The organism is Tannerella serpentiformis (genome assembly GCF_003033925.1).
Lineage (GTDB): Bacteria > Bacteroidota > Bacteroidia > Bacteroidales > Tannerellaceae > Tannerella > Tannerella serpentiformis.
The window spans coordinates 569,627-587,102 of the sequence record NZ_CP028365.1 but is presented as its reverse complement, the minus strand read 5'-3'; the positions used below and the strand labels follow the sequence as shown (position 1 = coordinate 587,102).

At 56.3% G+C, this 17,476-nt stretch carries 14 protein-coding genes; 8 read left to right on the top strand and 6 right to left on the bottom strand.

Annotated features, from left to right (window positions below; translation table 11 throughout):
- Positions 1-47: 47 nt before the first annotated feature.
- From C7123_RS02360 to C7123_RS13440, 7 genes are all read left to right on the top strand, one after another.
- Entirely contained in the window at positions 48-1,415 is a 1,368-nt protein-coding gene (locus tag C7123_RS02360) for a tetratricopeptide repeat protein (RefSeq protein ID WP_037985956.1), read from the top strand.
- Positions 1,416-1,449: 34 nt separating this feature from the next.
- Entirely contained in the window at positions 1,450-2,070 is a 621-nt protein-coding gene (lptC, locus tag C7123_RS02355; RefSeq protein WP_037983234.1) for an LPS export ABC transporter periplasmic protein LptC, read from the top strand.
- A gap of 134 nt (positions 2,071-2,204) precedes the next feature.
- Positions 2,205-4,391, top strand: coding sequence for a peptidylprolyl isomerase (locus C7123_RS02350; protein ID WP_069175666.1), 2,187 nt, complete (start codon positions 2,205-2,207; stop codon positions 4,389-4,391).
- Between the two features lie 430 nt (positions 4,392-4,821).
- Entirely contained in the window at positions 4,822-5,082 is a 261-nt protein-coding gene (locus C7123_RS02345) for a hypothetical protein (RefSeq protein WP_083206931.1), read from the top strand.
- Between the two features lie 137 nt (positions 5,083-5,219).
- Positions 5,220-5,519: a YkvA family protein gene (locus C7123_RS02340; protein ID WP_069175664.1), complete on the top strand. Its 300-nt coding sequence runs from the start codon at positions 5,220-5,222 to the stop codon at positions 5,517-5,519.
- Between the two features lie 28 nt (positions 5,520-5,547).
- The gene (locus tag C7123_RS02335) at positions 5,548-5,835 is read left to right on the top strand and encodes a hypothetical protein (RefSeq protein ID WP_069175663.1); all 288 of its coding nucleotides are present in this window, start codon (positions 5,548-5,550) and stop codon (positions 5,833-5,835) included.
- Positions 5,836-5,942: 107 nt separating this feature from the next.
- Positions 5,943-6,071 (top strand): hypothetical protein, encoded by a 129-nt coding sequence (locus tag C7123_RS13440; protein WP_262509626.1) that lies wholly within the window; start codon positions 5,943-5,945, stop codon positions 6,069-6,071.
- Positions 6,072-6,306: 235 nt separating this feature from the next.
- Here C7123_RS13440 and C7123_RS12815 read toward each other — a convergent pair whose 3' ends face one another.
- Complete coding sequence (locus tag C7123_RS12815) at positions 6,307-6,699, bottom strand: hypothetical protein (RefSeq protein WP_159049805.1); 393 nt, start codon at positions 6,697-6,699, stop codon at positions 6,307-6,309.
- Positions 6,700-6,831: 132 nt separating this feature from the next.
- Here C7123_RS12815 and C7123_RS02330 point away from each other — a divergent pair, with 132 nt between their 5' ends.
- Positions 6,832-7,794 (top strand): DUF6261 family protein, encoded by a 963-nt coding sequence (locus tag C7123_RS02330; RefSeq protein WP_069175662.1) that lies wholly within the window; start codon positions 6,832-6,834, stop codon positions 7,792-7,794.
- Positions 7,795-7,994: 200 nt separating this feature from the next.
- On the opposite strand, the gene C7123_RS02325 is transcribed toward C7123_RS02330, so the two are convergent.
- The 5 genes from C7123_RS02325 to C7123_RS02305 form a co-directional block, all read right to left on the bottom strand.
- Positions 7,995-9,497 (bottom strand): PepSY domain-containing protein, encoded by a 1,503-nt coding sequence (locus C7123_RS02325; protein ID WP_069175661.1) that lies wholly within the window; start codon positions 9,495-9,497, stop codon positions 7,995-7,997.
- A gap of 89 nt (positions 9,498-9,586) precedes the next feature.
- Positions 9,587-11,962: a TonB-dependent receptor gene (locus C7123_RS02320; protein ID WP_069175660.1), complete on the bottom strand. Its 2,376-nt coding sequence runs from the start codon at positions 11,960-11,962 to the stop codon at positions 9,587-9,589.
- A 137-nt stretch (positions 11,963-12,099) separates the two neighbouring features.
- The gene (locus C7123_RS02315) at positions 12,100-14,454 is read right to left on the bottom strand and encodes a TonB-dependent receptor (RefSeq protein ID WP_069175659.1); all 2,355 of its coding nucleotides are present in this window, start codon (positions 14,452-14,454) and stop codon (positions 12,100-12,102) included.
- A gap of 572 nt (positions 14,455-15,026) precedes the next feature.
- A complete protein-coding gene (locus tag C7123_RS02310; RefSeq protein ID WP_069175658.1) occupies positions 15,027-15,944 on the bottom strand; it encodes a sirohydrochlorin cobaltochelatase in 918 nt (305 codons plus the stop codon).
- Positions 15,945-15,999: 55 nt separating this feature from the next.
- Positions 16,000-17,457, bottom strand: coding sequence for a PepSY-associated TM helix domain-containing protein (locus tag C7123_RS02305; protein WP_069175657.1), 1,458 nt, complete (start codon positions 17,455-17,457; stop codon positions 16,000-16,002).
- Positions 17,458-17,476 lie beyond the last annotated feature (19 nt).

The following is a 17,476-nucleotide window of genomic DNA, read 5'->3' as shown; positions in this document are numbered from 1 at the left end:
GAGAGAGACTTGTTTCGGATTAGTGAATACAAAAAGACAATGAGGATATGAACATCAAAGGATTCTTGAGTGTCGCCCTGTTCCTGGCGACGGTAATGAGTGCAAATGCACAAAAAGGTGTGGACAACGGGACGCAATTCGGTTCCGGAGAAGACAGCATTCGGTGTCTGACGAATATCAGCCTGTTTATCCCTTATGCCAAGGTGAACAACTTCCAGGACGCCTATCCGTATTGGAAGATCGCCTACGACGAATGCCCAGCTGCTACGAAGGACATCTATCTCTATGGTGTCCGCATCATGAATTGGAAGATTGCGCAGGAGAAAGACCCGACGAAGCAGGCTGCGCTCATCGATGAGCTGATGGCCGTCTATGACAAGCGTGTGAAATACTTCGGTGGCGATCAGAAATATGGTAAGGACTGGATCTTGGCGCGTAAGGTGGAGGATTATCTCCGTCTCAAGGGCGATAAGGCCGACATCGCTGCCGCCTACGGTTGGCTGACTCAGGTGCTGGACGAGTACAAGGAGAAGACGGACGAGTTGGCCGTATCGGAGTACATGTTCCTTTCGCATAAGATGATGGAGAAGGACGAGGCCGGACACAAAGCCAAATTCGTGCAGGACTTCCTCCGCTGCTCATCCATCTTCGACACCCAAATCAAGGCTGCTCAGGAGGCTAACAACCAAAAGCAGCTGGACAACCTGATGGCCATGAAGGCCGGTATCGAGAAAGGATTCTCGGGTAGTGGTGCCGCCGACTGTCAGACGCTCCAGAGCATCTACGCCGATCAGATCGAGGCCAACAAGGACAATCTGGACTTCCTGAAGGAGACCCTCACGCTGCTCCGCCGTGCTGGATGCCAGGAGATCGAGGCCTACTTCAAAGCCTCTGAGTACGCTTACCAGAAGGAGAAGACGGCAGAGATTGCTTTCGGCATGGGTAATCAGGCTATCAAGAAGCGTGACTACGCCAGCGCCGAGCGTTACCTCTTGGAGGCCGCCGACATGGCTAAGGACAAAGAGATGAAGGAGAACGTCTACTATACGCTGGCCGTACTGGCTTCTCAGCAGCGTGCGTATCCGAAAATGCGCACCTACTGCTACAAGGCGCTGGAGTTCAATCCAAACAATGGCAAGGCGTATATCCTGATCGGCAATGCGTACGCAGCCACGGCTGGCGGTATCTATCCGGACGATCCTGTGAAGCGTAAATGTGTCTACTACGCCGCTGTGGACAAGCTCCAGAAGGCACGCTCGGTAGACCCCTCGGTGGCCTCTGAGGCTAATGCACTGATCGGACGTTACAGCTCGTATTTCCCCTCGACGGAAGAGATCTTCATGCACCCCGATCTGAATAAGGGCGCTGGATTCACCGTCGGTGGCTGGATCGGTGAGCATACTACGATACGCTAACTCCAACCTCTTCCCCCCCTCCATCGAAGAGGTGATGATTCACAAGAGAAACAATCCCAGCATAGCAATCGCTTCTGTAGCGGTTGCTATGCTTCTTTTTTGCTCGATCGTCTCGTGTAGTCGCGAAAAGAAAGAGGAGGTAGAAATTGGCTTCAACCCCGACAGCACCTACACGATGAAGGCGGTGGACGTGGTCACGCTCGTCTCTGACTCCGGGGTCACGCGCTACAAGGTGGAGACGCATGAATGGTACATGTTCGGTGAGGCATCGGAACCGTATTGGTACTTCCCTAAAAAGCTGCATCTGGAAAAGTTCGACTCGCTCTTTCGCGTCGAAGCCAGCGTGGATGCCGACACGGCCTATTTCTATCAGCGGCGCAAGCTCTGGAAGCTAATTGGCAACGTGCGTGTCCGCAGCTTACAAGGCGAACAGTTCGAAACGAGCGTCCTCTATTGGGATCAGAACACGGAGAAAATCTACTCCGACCAATTCATTCGTATCACGAAGGGCGAGTTTGTCAACACGGGGCAGGGCTTTGAATCGAATCAGGCGTTGACACAATACAGAATCTTTAATTCGGCAGCAGAGATCCCTTTTGATGAGCGCTCCTCGTCCGATTCGATGGGTGTCGCGCCACCACTTCCGCCGACATAAGACGAACGTATTTATCCCCCCGAAACAACCCACAAACACCACCTAAAAAGCGCGTCAAATTTGCCGTATACCAATTTTTGCACCTCCTTTGCGCGCGCTAAATCAAAAGACAATTCATATTTGCAGAAGTAAAGATGGCTACATTAGAGAAGATTAGAGGGCACGCACCGCTGTTGGTTACTATCGTCGGTCTGGCCCTGTTAGGGTTCATCATCGAGGACTTTCTGAACTCGGGTTCGACCTATTTCCGTCAATCAAAAAACCAGGTGGTTACCGTCAACGGTACCTCCGTCGACTATCAAGAATATCAAAAACGCATCGAGGAAATGACGGAAGTCACCAAGCTGCAGTACGGCCTCCAAAGCCTGAATGAAGAGCAGACGCTGGACCTCCGCCAGAGCGTATATAACTCGATCGTGAGTGAGATTGTGATGAAAGACGTGGCGGATAAGATCGGTATTGACGTGACGTCAGACGAGCTCTTCGACATGATTCAAGGTGACAACATCCCCCCGATTGTGCAGCAGAATCCGCTGTTTTTGGATCCACAGACGCGGCGATTCAGCAAGGCACGTGCACTGGGTGTGTTGAAGGCCTTAGAGAACATCGACGCTGTGCCCGAAGAGCAGCGCGAAGAAATGCAGCAGATGCGCAACTTCTGGCTCTTCTGGGAGAAGAACATGAAGCTGCAACGCATGCAAGAGAAATACATGAACCTCTTAACGAAAGCAATCGTAGCCAACCCCATCGACGCCAAGGATGCTTACGAAGGATCGGTGGTAAGCTCGGACATTGTTTACGCCGTGCAGTCGCTGGCTTCGATACCTGATTCTACGGTGCAGGTGGACGAGTCGGCCATTCGCAAGCTCTACAACGAGCGCAAGGAGCAGTTCAAGCAGAAAGATTCGCGCGTGATCGATTACCTGGCCGTCGAGGTTCGCCCGAGCAAGGAAGATTACGACGCCATCAATAAAGACATGCAGGAGGCCCGTGCGCAGCTTGCCGCTACGGACAGTAGCAGCAGCGTGGAGAATGTGATCTCGAAATATTCCCGCACGCCATACATGGACTTCTATATCTCCGAAAACGATATGCGAGACGAAGACCTCAAACGCTTCGTTCAGAATGCTGAAGTGGGCACTATGGAAGGCCCGATCTTCAAGGATGACAGCTATCGCCTCTACAAGCTCCTCGGTCGCAAGTCTGCACCGGACTCCGCCAAAATCAGCGACATCTTCCTGGCTGCCCCCAGCGGATCGATTACCGCTGACCTAACCCGACTGGCCGACAGCCTCATGACGCTGCTCAAGGGCGGCGCCGACTTTGCCGAGCTGGCCAAGAAGTACTCCTCCTTCGGATCGGCCGAGAATGGTGGCGATCTGGGTTGGCTTACCGAGGCCTCTCTTACCCAAGCCAACCTTGGCAAGGACTTCGACCGTGAAGTCTTCAGCGCCCCTATCAACCAGCCGACGCTGGTCAAGACCAACAATGGCTATCACCTGCTGAAGGTGACGGAGCGTACCGCCGCCGTATCGAAGTATAAGGTAGCCGTCGTCTACATGGATGTGCGCCCGACCAACAAGACTTACAGCAAGGTCTTCAACGACCTCAACGCTTTTGTGGCGAAGAATAAAACGGCTGATCAGATCGCTGCTGCCGCTAAAGAGAATGGCTATGAGTTGACGCCAGACGTGACCGTAACGGGTGAAGACCATCAGCTGGGCATGATCCAAGATGCCCGCCAGGTAGTGCGCTGGGCCTTTGAGAACAAGTCGAAAGGCAAGGTGTCCGACATCAAGGAGTGCAAGTCGCGCATCCCAGGCACGAGCGATTACAAGACGACCTACGTCGTGGCTATCCTGCGCGATGTGTTGAAAGAGGGTTATCAATCGTTTGAGACCGTGGCCCCGCTGATCCGTCGTGAACTGGCCATGCGCAAGAAGAGCGAGGACGTAGCCGCAGCACTGAAGGCCAAGAACCTGACCTCGCTTCAGGCCTACGCTTCGGCCATGAACTCACGCATTGACACCGTGAAGTTCATTACGATGAACACGGCACGCATCAACGGTATCGGACTCGAACCGATCCTGAACGCCTACGTGGCCTATGCAAAGCCGAACACACTCTCTGGACCCGTAGCGGGATACAACGGCGTTTACGTCTTCCAAGTCTACAACCGCACGAAGGACGCCACGCCCTACAACGAGAAGGCGCAAATGCGGGAGATTGAGGCCAACACCGCACCGCGCGTGGGCTATTTCGCCCTTCAAAAGTTGGTGGAGGACTCGAAGATCACCGACAATCGCATTCGATTCGAATGATACTTCCTCCTCTCTCTGAGGAGGCACTTTGTACATAATTTTTTTGCTGCCGTAGCGACGAAAGTCGTTGCGGCAGTTTTTTTAGCTTTTGATTTTAGCCGTTAGATCCCCCCACCTATATTTGCGGCCGCAAGAAGAAAAACGACAACCATCCGATCCACACAGAACCGAATGACTATTTCAAGCCTCGACATACCGCACTCCTCCGACGAGCTGCACGAACAAGCGCCTATGCAGGCGTTTGGCGATCTGGTTGTTAAAAATACCCCCCCCCTATTTAACAGTTAAGCCCATTATTTACGGACTCCTACTTGTCTGCGGATGCTTGTTGCCGTCCGCAGCCATGTTCGCGCACCCTTTTGCCGGGGATGCGTGCCGTGTCGGTGTGTCCGTTGGGGAGGGAGAACTGAGAAACAAACAAGCACGAAATATGAGTAACGGAAAATGTTATTGTGCCTACTGCGGCCAGTCGTTCAAGAGCGTCAGTGAGCTGACGCGAGCAGGACTGTGTGCGCGCCACCCCGACGGCCCCGTCCGAGGGAAACACAAACTCTATGAGGGGACCGAGAAGACGGTCTACACCTGCAAATACTGCGGCGCGGAAGCCCGCACGATCGATCGCCTGACGGCCTCCACCTGCGTACACCATCCCAAGGGTCACCATCGCGGCCACCATGAGCCGGCGCTGTAGAAAAGAGTACAATGAAGCACCAACTAATAGATAGGTATTATATGAGAAAGGAAATTAGAAATGTAAAGGGACATCTGAAGTATGTCCATGAGGTTGTTAGATCTTTCGTATGCACTCCCCAAACAACTAATTGAACTATGGCAGGAGAAAGCAGTAACAAGATTGTGCCGATTATTATCGGTGTATTAGGTGTTTTATATGGGATCAGTCCGGTTGACATATTGCCGGACGTCGTGCCGGTGTTTGGCTGGGTAGATGATTTGGTGTTTACCGGAGGCAGCATATTGGGCGTCATGCAAGGATTCGCTCAAGATAGCAATGCGGCCTTTGCAGGGATACTGAAATTCTTCAAGTGGACACTGTGGTTGCTGGGAGGTATAGCTGTGCTATTGATAGCCTTGCTGGGTGGATTGGTTTACAAACTCGTAGCCTCGTAACAAGGGGGGCTTTAGATTATCTACACTCATGGATTTAATAAAAGCAGCCCTCATGCTGGGCAAGTTCGCAACCAAGGAGCGGTTCAAGTCCGCACACAACTTTATAGATAAGCATGGTGATGACATCGCAAACATCGCGAAGGGAATCGGTGCGGCTTCGGCATTCATGCAGAAGAAGAGCGAAGAGCGGCGACAACGGTCAAGTATCACGCGGCTTACTGAAGAGAATTTGAAAGCTGGGAATTTTAGTACGGTTGACATTCGACTTACTAACAAGGGCATTATCGACGACGATTTTGATGTACGGTCGAAGTAAGCCCTCCAATGATAGTCACGGAATGAATAAAAGGGAAACAGCGACGGGGCATGCTTTTGTGGCATGACTTGGAGCTTCATACTACTAACTGAATAACGAGATTTCTTATGGGACAAAAAATTGAGAACACAAAGAAGCATGTCAAGACGGTTGGCGAGATCGCCAAAGTCGTGATCGAGGTCGCTACTGCAGTAGGACTTGTCTTGAACGTGTTGTCCGGAAACAAGAAGAACTGATTAACCCTCCGCGCCCCACCCCATAGCCCTATTATCGCAATAGGCATAAGCGGGTAAGTGAATCTGGTGGTGCAATCGTACGTGTGGGGCGGCCCTCAGTGGTCGCCCCTTTTTGACCTCTATAAGGGAGGTGTAGTCATACGATTTTCACATTTCACATCTCCGGTTACTTTTGTCGCCGCAATCACCCTTCAGAAAAGAAGAAAATGAACCATTACAGCTTACACTATCGACATTATACCCCGCGAAAGAAATAGATAAGGAATCGCAACCCTGTACCTTCCCGCGGCGGGGACGGCGGCTTCTTGAAAATGCTCTTCGCGCGGCGGAAAGCGTTTTTCGGAGAATTTGCCCCATTTCCCGCCGCGGGAAACCGATCTCCAGCAAATTTTACCGCCTTCCCGCCGCACGAAACCGTTTTTCGGGAGATTTTATCGCTTTCCCGCCGCGGGAAACCGTTTTTCTGAGAATTTTTCCCATTTCCCGCCGCGGGAAGGCGTTTTTCTGAGAATTTACCCCATTTCCCGCCGCGGGAAGGCGTTTTTCGGAAGTTTTGATCGGTTTCCCGCGGCGGGAAGGCGTTTTTGGAAATCAGCGATCGGTTTCGCGTTTCATTTTGGCGTTTCACGGGAGCAGAGATCCATTTCGTGTTTGAGGACGACCTTTCTGCTTCAAAAACATCTTGCTCCAATTCAGGGGGAGCATCGAATCTTCTGGCATTTCATGCACCTTTGCATGGTTAATAAACACCCTGAGAGAAATGAAAATACTCGAAGTGACCTTGCCCCGGGTCATGAAATTTGAAGGGGGCAACAGACAGATGTTGAACATCTCGCTCCACACCCAGTTTCACTACCTGCAATACGGACTGGTGAAGGCGGTGGATCAGACAAAGCTCAAAATCCCTGTCACAGTGATGAACGCTTGGGACACGACGATCGGCGCGCAGACGAAGCTCGTCGAACAATCGGCCGCTTCCGAGCGTACCGCCAAAATGCTGGCTCTGGACAACGAACGCGACAACCTGCTGGACGGCATCTTTCATGTCGTCAGCGGTTTGAAGTACTCGCCCACGGAAGCTACCCGCGAAGCCGCGCTACGCCTCGAGGCCAAACTGAAACCGTACACCAACCTCCGCAGTCGCCCGTTCGAAATGGAAAGTGTGGGTATACGCGGCTTGGAAGACGACATGAAGACAAAGACGGCGGACATTGCAGCCGTTGGCCTCACCGACGTTCTGACGCGACTGCATACCGTCAATGAGGAGTACGAAAAGCTCCGCACCGATCGCCGTATCCAAACCTCCGACGAGAAACTCCCGACAGCTCAGCAGGTGCGTCCGCTGACTGACGCCGCCTACGATGTCGTTTGCCAGTACATTCAGTCAGCCTACCTCACCGCTACGGCCGACGAGGACAAGGCGATGATTGAGCAGCTCGTCGATCGTATGAATAAGGTTGTGATCGACATTAAGGGCAACCAGCGTCAGATCTTGGCCAGTCGCAAGCCTAAGGATCCGAACGCTCCTAAAGAGCCCAAGCAACCGAAAGACCCCAAGCAACCCAAGGACCCCAAGACTCCCGATCAGCCGAAGGAACCGAAGCAGCCGGAGAAGCCCGGTGGTGGCGCTGGCGAACAGCCCAAGAAACCGGACGAGAAACCGAAGGATCCGAAGAAACCGGGTGACGACGGTAACCCTGACATCACGTTGCCGGAGGAATAGGGGCGTCAGGGACGCCTGCCAAATTGGCCGGGTACATGTTGATTCGATTCACATGTACCCGGCTTTTTTGTATCCGGTTGTAGGGGCGAATTGCATTCGCCCCACAGGTACCCGGCCAAATTCGCCGGCGTCCGCAGACGCCCGTATGCAATACGCCTCTACCCGGGTACGATTATTCGGTTCCCCACGTGTACCCCGGCCTACACGTCTCCAGCTTTTCGTTTTCCCCGTCGCTTGCGGCGGAAGAGACGGCCGATGTAACGCAGGCCGAGGACAAAGCCGCTGACCGAAACGGCCGTGCCGCCAAGCAGTAACACCCACATGACGACCGTCCACAGCGCGGGATGATCGATCAGGAACGGGAACCGTAGACTGTGCAGCCCCTTGTACATCCAAAAGCCCGCGCGGCGGTGGTCGCTGTAGTCGCGCAGCTGGCCGTTCGCGGGGTTGATGTAGTACGTGGTATGATCGGCGTCGGCTACGCGAATGCGGTAGACGGGCAGCGGGAGGCGCCCCTTGCGGTCGAAGTAATAGGTGTCATAGTCTACCATCGATTCCGTGCTGAGTTGGGCGTCTGAAGCGTGGAGTCGCCGAACGGCTTCGGTCACTTGCTCGCGGGTGAGAGCCAGCGGACGGAGCGTAGTGGCGTCCAAGGTCTGTCCCTCTTTTTCGTCTTGTAGACGCACCTCATAAGCGGGGCGGCCGAAGAAGTGCGTCCAGCGGATCTGCGTGATGGGCGCTTCGAAGTAGGTATAGTCCGTCGTAAAGGCCTCGCGGTAGTCCATCGGGTACGACGCGGGGTTGGGCGCGAGGGCCTTGATCGTGTCTTGGGCGGCCGAGGGCGCATGTTGCGGCATAAACCATTCGGGCGGATCGGCCAGCGACATCATGCCGCTGAAGGCCCACGTGAGGGTGAAGAGGCCGAAGACGAGCCCCGTGAGGTGGTGCCAGTAATACCACCGCTTTTTGTAAGGGATGAACCGTTTCTGTCGGCGGCGCCGCGCCTGGACGGTGGTGTAGATGCCGACGTAGAGGCCGGCGATGACCATGATGCAACCAATGCCGGAGAGCCAGATGACGGTGCGGCGCCAGAGGTCGACGTCCTGCCTGAGGCGGGTGAAGTAGACCCAATGCGGGATGGGCCCGAGCCAAGCCCAGATGCGCTCTTTGAGGGTGGTGCGTTGGAGCACTTCGCCGGTGCGTGAGGCGACGTAGAGCTGCGTATGGTCGGCGTCGGCAAAGCGGAAGCGGAGGATGGGCAGCTCCTCGCGCAGTCGGCCGAAGGGGATCCACTGGTCGAGGTCGCGGAGGGTGTCGACGGCGGCTATGGGTGCGTCGCACCACGCGGCGGCCACGCGGCGGAGGTAGGCTGCGTCGATGGTGGGCAGCGACTGGGTGCTGTCGGCCGGGAGGCGGAGTGTCTCGTCGCCAGCGTGCACCTCAAAGACCGTCTGCCCGAGATAACGGCTGACGGAAAGTCCGTCGATGTGGCCGAGCGAGTCGGGCACTCGGCAAAGCACGGACTCGACCGGAGGCAGATCGGCCGTGTCTAAGGGGTCGAGTCGGGCGAGTCGATCGTCGGCTGTGACGCGTGGGAAGCCGTGGTACATCATCACAATCCCGGAGACGAACCAGGCGACGAAGAGTAGACTCAGCAGCGTGCCCGTGACACGATGCAGGGTGAACATAAAGCGGGTGAACATAGCGGATGAAGGTTTGAATCTTTAGAGGGTGAGATAAAATAGAGGGGGCGAATCATTGCTGATCCGCCCCCAGGCATAAAAAGAACAGATTACAGACTGTACCCGATCGTAAACAAGTAGCTGCGCGGTGTGCGGGGCGTGATCTGTGTGCCGAGCGACTGCGTAAAGGTGCGGTCGTCGAGGACGTTGTTGATGTTCACTTGCAGACGAATACCATTCTTCAGGCGATAAGCGATGCCGAGGTCGGTGTCCCAATAGGCGCCGTAGATGAGGGTCTTGTTCAGGTCGCGGTAGACGTTATCCATGTAGTTGGCCGTGGCGTTCAAGCCGAGGCCCTGGAGCGGTCCGCGGGTGAAGGTGTAGCCGGCTGCGAGGTAGAACGTGTTCATGGGGATACCGGCCTGGCGCATGCCGTCCTGCATTTTGGTTCCCTTGTCCATGAACCCGTCTTCGATCAGGCGTTCGGGGCTGAAGCTGAACTTGCGGATACGGGCGTCGGTGTAGCCGTAGCCGGCCAGGAGTGAAAGACCTTCCGTCGGCGTGTAAGCCACTTCCACCTCAAGGCCCTTAGAGTCTGATCCGGCCACCTGAGCGACCACGCTCTTCGTCTTCCCGTCCGTGGGATCGACGTAGCGACTGTTGAGCGTCTTGTTCTCGTTTTCGCGGCGGATGTAGAAGAGGCTGGCCGTGGCCTGGAGGCGAGACGTGAGGTTGTAACGGGCACCGATCTCACCCTGATACCCCTTCTGCGCTTTGAATGCTTCTTCGCCCGAGGTCGGATAGAAGCGGTTGCCGTCGGCGCCGATGTAGACCGTGGTGGCCGTATTCACGATGTTGCGGTAGGGCTGGAAGAAGTTGGCGAATGAGCCATAGAGGGAGAGGCCCGGCGTAGGCAGGTAGACGGCGCCGATGCGGTAGGTGAAGGCCGAGGTAGACGTCTGGTCGTAGTCCGGCAGTTCGCTGTATTCGCGCGTCTTGAGGCGGTTGATCTTGGCCGTGGCGGTCTTGAAAATGAACTGATCGAAGCGGCCGGAGACCATCACTTTGAACTTCTCAGAGAGCTCCAAGAGGTTTTGCAGGTAGACGCTATGCGTATAGTTACGCGTGGACGTTCCGCCGCTGAAATGAGGCTCCATGTAACCCATGCTGTGCGGGTTGCGGACGGCCACTTTAGAGTTCAACCCAGGGCCCTCGATCAGGTCAGAGAGCTTGTAACCGCCGCCATAGCCGCGATAGGTGTCACGGAAGAAATAGACATAGTTGTAGCCCGCGAGGTAATTGTACTTCATGCCGCGGCCGAGCGAGACGCTACCGGAAGCCTCGAGCTGCTCGTTGACGGTGTGCACGGTGTAGGCGAATCGCAGCGGGTAGGTCAGCTGCACGGTGTCGAGGTCGATGAACTTCTTCTTGCCGCCAGCCATATAGTAATGCTTGTAGATCGGCTCATCGCTGGTGGGATAGCTGAGCTCCTCGGTGCTGAAGTAGTCAATGTTGTCGTAGGTGTACGCCAATCGATTCTCGAGCTTGAAAGCGGGCGAGAAGCGGTAGTTGTACTTCACCGATACGTTCGAGCCGTGGTGCAGCATGAAGTCCGATTCATTATTGTAGCGCCAGCGAGGATTGAGTCCCGGCAGGCTCTCGCCCTTGGAGAGATACGGCGTGCCGTCGGCGTTGAAGATGTCGTTAGCCATGAGCTTCGGCAGACCGATATCCGTGCCATAACTGTCACGGTTGAAGCCGCCGCGGATGTCCAGCTCCTGATTCTCCCAGCGGGCACCGATGGCGGCGTAGCCCGAGAAGCGGCGGTCGTTGGCGTAGCGATAACCCTCCACGTCTTGCCAGTTGAGGACGGCGCGGTAGTTGAACGGTCCGATGAGTCGTCCGCCTATGTCGATCATGGCGCGGCGGTCGTTCCATGAGCCGTAGGTGAGGCGCGTGTTGAGCGTCGTGCGGGCGGTAGGCGATTTACGGATGATGTTGAGGATGCCGCCGACGGTCGAGTGGCCATAGAGCACGGAGGCAGGGCCTTTGAGCAGCTCGATACGCTCTACGGAAGCTAAGTCGCCCATCGGAGCGGAGTTGTTGATCGAGGTGCGCTCGTCACGCACACCGTCGATCATCACCGGGGTGTGGTCGAAGCCGCGCACTTGGAACTGTTGGTAGGCGCCATAAGTAGTGCGCATGCGGGTGCCGGGCAGGAACTTGACGGCGTCTTGCAGGTTGACGATGCCGCGGTCTGTGAGCATGGAGGTGGGGATCACGGAGCCCGATACGGGCAGGTAAGCATTGGGCACACCGAGCTTCGTGATTGACATCGGCCGCTGGCGCGTGGCGGTGACGGATACCTCGTCGAGTCGGAAGGTGGTGTCCTGGAAGTTGGTGTACTCGCGTTTGGTGTGGCCGTCCTGCGCGTGAAGCATCGGGCAGAGGGCAAGGCCGAGGAAAAGGGTAAGGGATGATTTCATTCTCGTGTAGTGTTTGATTGTGACAAATGTTTTGTGCGATTATTTCTGCGACAGGTAAATGCATGCTTAGGGTAGCGGGGGCGAATCGGTGAATAGGGTGTAGTGCGATTCGCCCCCCATATCCTTGAAGGATGAGATTACAGGCTGTACGCAGCAGAGATGAGGAAGTTGCGGGGCATGCCGGGCACGTACTGGCTGTCGAGGGCTTCGTTGTAGTAGTCTGTGTTGAAGACGTTGTTGACGTTCAAACGCAGCCGGACGCGGTTGGGCAGGCGGTAAGAGATGCTGGCGTCAGTCATCCAATACGAAGGGAAGGTGGAGGTGTTGGAGAAGTCGCGGTAGACCTCATCTTGATACGTGACGTCGAAGTTGAAGCCTAATCCGCGCAACACACCTTCGCGAATCGTATAGTCGGCGTAGACGTAGAAAGAGTGGAGTGGCGAATAGGCGTAGCGCTTACCGACCAGATTCTCGCCGTCCAAGTAAGGATTGGTGGCGATCTTACGAAGGCGGGTATCGGTGTAGCCATAGCCGGCCGTGAGCGAAAGACCGCGGATGGGGCGATAAGTCAGCTCTAAATCGAAGCCGCGCGAATCCATGCGTCCCACCTGGCCCACGACGTATTTGTCGAGCTTCTCGCCATTGATGACTTCGCCCTTGTAGGCCATGTATTGGCGCTCGTTCTCGCGATTGATGTAGAAGAGGCTGAAGTCAGCGCTCAGCTTATCGTCCAGCTCATAGCGCGCCCCGACCTCCACTTGTATGCCGCGCTCGGGGTCGAAGATCTTGCGGCTGTCTTTGTTGGGGAAGAACTCGCGGCCGTTCCGGTCGAAGTAGCGGGTGTTGTCACTGTAGGTGGTGTTGTCGGGCTTGAAGTAGGAGCCGACCGAGGCGAAGAGGGACAGCGGCTGGACGGGAATGTAAACCAACCCGGTGCGGAAGGAGAAGGTGCTCGTGGCGGTGCGAGTGAAGAGACTGTCTGCAGGCATCTCAAATTCTGCGCGTCCGTCAATGGTGGGGACACCGGAGACGCGCTTGTAGGAATAGAGGTCGTAACGCCCGGCCAGTAGCATCTTCAGCTTCTCGTTCAGCTCGAGCAGGTCTTGCAGGTAGAAGCCGTGCATGTAGATGCGTGACACGAAGGCTTTGCTGAAGCGTGTCTCCATCCAACCGATGCTGTGCGGATTGTAGACCGAGCCGATGCCCGTGAGTCCGGGGCCGTAAACATCCTTCCCGAGGTCGTAGCCGCTGAAGGAGTTGCGGTAGAGGGCGATGAGCGAATAGCCGCCGAGGTAGTTGTGCTTGACAGATCCGGTGGCGAAACGTCCGTTCAGCTCTAACTGGTTGTTCCAAGTGCGGGCGATGTGCTCGAAGCGCAGGGGAAAGTCGTAGCGCAGGGAGTCGAGGTTGATGTAGACCTTGCGGTTGCCCGACTTGTAATAGTGTTTATAGATGGGCTTATCGCTGGTAAGGTAGGCCAAGTCCTCGGTGCCGAAGTAGTCAATGTCGTCGTAGGTGTAGGAGAGCTTGTCGGTTAGGCGAGCTGCTTCGCCAAAGGTGTGCCGCCACATGATGGAGGCGTTGAAGTTACGGTTGTACATGAAGTCCGACTCGCTGTTGTAGCGGGCTTTCTTGTCGAGGCCGGGCAACATGTCGCCACGGTCGTAAGCCTTTGTGTCGTCGGCCGTGCGATAGATGTCAGCGGGCATGACGTCGGGCAGACCGATCTCCGTCGGGTAAAAGTCGCGGAGGGCGCCGATGCGGATATCTAATTCGTCCGCTTCAGAGAGTTTACCACCCAAGGCGAGGTAGCCCGAGAGGCGTCGCATGGCGTTGTCTCGCCAGCCATCTTGCGTTTGATAATTGAAGTTGGCGGAGTAGTTGAGCGGGCCAAAGAGGCGTCCGCCGAAGCCGAGCGTCGTTTGCAGGTTCTGATAGCTGCCATAAGCCACGCGTGCATTGACGTGTTGCTGTGCGGTAGGTGCCTTACGCACGATGTTGAGCACGCCGCCCACGGCCGATTGTCCGTAGAGCACCGATGCCGGGCCTTTGAGCAGTTCAATACGCTCCACGGAAGTCAGATCCATGAAAGGGTAGGAATTGTTGATGGACGAACGCTCGTCACGCACGCCGTCGACCATGATGATAGAGTGGTCAAAACCGCGGATGGAAATCTGCTGGAAGGCGCCGTAGCTGGTCTGTACGCGTACGCCGGGCAGGAAGCGTGCGGCGTCTTGAATGTTCGTGATGCCGTGGTTGGCAAGCAGCCGTGAGGGCAGGGTGTTGGTGGTGACGGGCAGGTAAGCCGCAGGGACACCCAGCTTCATCACCTCCACTTGCATGGGGCGCTTGGCGGTGACAGAAATTTCGGAGAGCTGGAAGGTGGTGTCCTGGAAGTTGGTGTACTCGCGTTTGGGCTGACCGTCCTGCGCGTGAAGTGTGGTGGTGAGGGTAAGGCCGAGGCCGAGGAAAAGGGTAAGTGATGATTTCATTCTGATATAATGTTTGGGTGATACTTAATGTGAGTTCGATGTAAGCATAAAACCAGCAGAGACTCTTTACGGAAGCCACGCGATAGCCAAAACGCTTTTGGAAATGCTTGCAACAGTGTTGCAAACGCCAAAAAGTTTTTCGTGGGACTTGCAACGGTGTTGCAAACACCAAAAAGTTTTTCGTGAGACTTGCAACGGTGTTGCAAACGCCAGAAAGTTTTTCGTGAGACTTGCAACAGTGTTGCAAACGCCAGAAAGTTTTTCGTGAGACTTGCAACGGTGTTGCAAACGCCGAAAAGTTTTTCGTGAGACTCGCAACGGTGTTGCAAACGCTGAAAAGTTTTTCGAAGCATTTGCAGCATTGCTGCAAGACCTTCTCCAGAGACAAGACGCCTCATGCTTTCGTCGAACTCACGTTACTTAATTGGTGAGATAGCCTCGTCAATTCAATCGACGACGAGGGAGGACTGATTCGATGCGTTCCATAAGTGTGCGGGGACGGATGGGTGTAATGTGTAGTGTAGTGTTGTTCTAAGAGGGGGAGAATCCGTCCCCGCATTTGTGTCAGCGTCTTAGTCGCGATCGTTCGTCTCGTAATGTTTCTTTTTGGAGAGGATGTCGAACATGCGGTGGTTCAGTGCAAAGCGGATGTGGGCCAGGTAGAGGGCACGGATGGCGTCGCTCTGGCCGAGGCCTTCGAGGAGGACGTTGACGCGGTAGCCTTCCTTTTCGAGCTCTTGCTTCATATCGGTGGCGATGTCATTCTTAGCGTGGTCTCCAGCGACGAACATGAAGGGGCGCAGGGTGACGCGTTTCGCACCGCTCTGCTTGAGCTTTGCCCGGAGGTCGTCGAACGTGGGGTAGCCCTCGATGGTGGTCACGAAGCAGCGTGCGCGGCCCTCGGCGGCGAGCATGTAGCCGAGCATGGCGTACTGTGCCGTGGCGGGATCGTAGCTGCCGTGGCCCACCCAGACGTCGGCGGCGTCATCAGCGGGCGCGGGGGCGAGGGCGCGGATCACGGCCGCGTAATCCTCCGGCATGTAGAGCAGCGGGGTGCCGATACGCACCTCCTTGAAGTCAGCGGCTACGGACGCCACCTCGCGACGCAAGGCCTCCATCTCCACGCCTTCGATGATGTTGGCGGATTGGATGACAAGGTGGGTGAAGCCGTCGGATTTGAGCTGCTTCAGCACTTCAAGCGGAGCAGATGTCTCAACGCCGCGATCGCGAAGCCGGCGGCGCACGATGCGTGAGGTGTAGGCCTCGCGTACCTCCAGCGTCGGGTAGGCGGCGCGTACCTCGCGGGTCAGGGCATCGATGGTGAGAGCTCGGGTGTCGTCGTGCGTGGACCCGAAATAGACCATGACGATGGCGGCTTTGTCGCCGGGCTGCATGGACTTGAGCATGTCGGAGGCGACGAAATTCTCTCCGTCATGCGCGTAGCTGATTGCGGTAATCATCAGTAGAAAGGCGATGAAATAGGTTTTCATTCGAATAAGCAGTTAGGGGGTAATAAGAAGTAGTAGTCAGCGTAGTCAAACAGCCTCAAGCTCTCCGCTTTTTGCTTTTGCGGCGGAGTCGCTTGAGGTTGATCCACACGCCAGAGAGGGAGACAAAGGCACCACCGAGGCAGGCCGTCCAGATAGCGATGGTCCAGAGCGTGGGGCGCTCTACGAGCCAGCGGATGTTGAAGTAGTGCAAGCCGCTGAAGACCCACTTCTTGGCCATGCGCGCGCGGTTGAGGTTGCGGAAGTTGCCCGTGGCCGGATCGACGTAGTAACGGGTCCGGTCGGCGTTGTCCACCATCACCTTGTAGGCCGGGAGCGGGAGTGCTGTCCAGCGGGAGATGTAATACTCTTCGTAGCGTTCGATCTGCGAGATGGTGAAAGACTCACCCTTGTGCAGTGCGCCGATCGCTTTCTCTACCGTGGCCGGAGAGAGTTGGAGCGGGGGCAAGTCGGGCGTGGAGGCATCGAGGCTGAAGGTGGCTGTGTCGGTCGTCACGTCGTAGATAGGCACATCGCGGAAGTGGTTCCAGACGATTTGCCGCGCTTCGGGGTGCAACTGCCGGACGGCGCGATAGTCCGTGTAGGCCGAGAGGGGCAGTGACTTGCCACGCATCTTGGCGTCCGACACGCGATAGTCGCCGTGCGTAGGGATGACCCATTCGGGGATGCGTTGCAGGGCCATTGCGCCGCTGAAGGCAAAGCCGATGAGGACGAGTCCGAACGTGAGTCCGGTGACGTGGTGCGCCTTCAACCAGGCCTTCTTATAAGGGCTGCCGAGCTTACCCCGCGCCTTCCGGTTACGCCGGAGCATGATGAGGCCGACGATGATACCGGTGAGTATCGCGATGAGCGCTACGACACCGCCGGTGGTCAGGCTGCGGATCCAGACGTCGTTATCGCGGCGCAGGATGGGCAGGTAGAACTTGTGCGGGATGGCGCCGACGTAGGCCCAGAGGCGACTGCTGCGGTCGGTGAACTGGAGCACTTCGCCCGTGCGGATAGAGATGTAGAGCTCATGGCCCGCGGCATCGTCGAAGTAGCACTTGGCGATGGGCATCTCGTCCAGATAGCGGGAGTACATGATCCACTGATCACGGCTGTGGAGCGTGTCGATGCGTGCGATGGGGGCGTCGACCCAGCGGCGGGCCACGTTGCGGATGGTCTCCGCGGTGACGGGCCGCCGGACCTCGGCGGAGTCGGCGCAGAGGGTGTAGGTCGTGTCCTTCGTCTCAAAGTCGAAGAGCGTTTGGCCTTGGAAGCGCCGCACCGTGACCGTCCGCACCTTCGCCGCCGCGCCCTCGGGTAGCCGTTTGGCTACCGAGTCGACGGCGGGAAGGGAGTCGGGCAGCGGCTCCATGCGCGCTTGCAGGTCGCGCTCGTCTACGTTGGGGAAAGGATGGTAGACGAGCACCAACCCCGACAAGCACCACATCAGAAAGAACAGTCCGACGACTGCGCCCACCCAGCGGTGGATCCGAAACAGCCACTTATTCATCAATCTTCTGTGCGTTGAT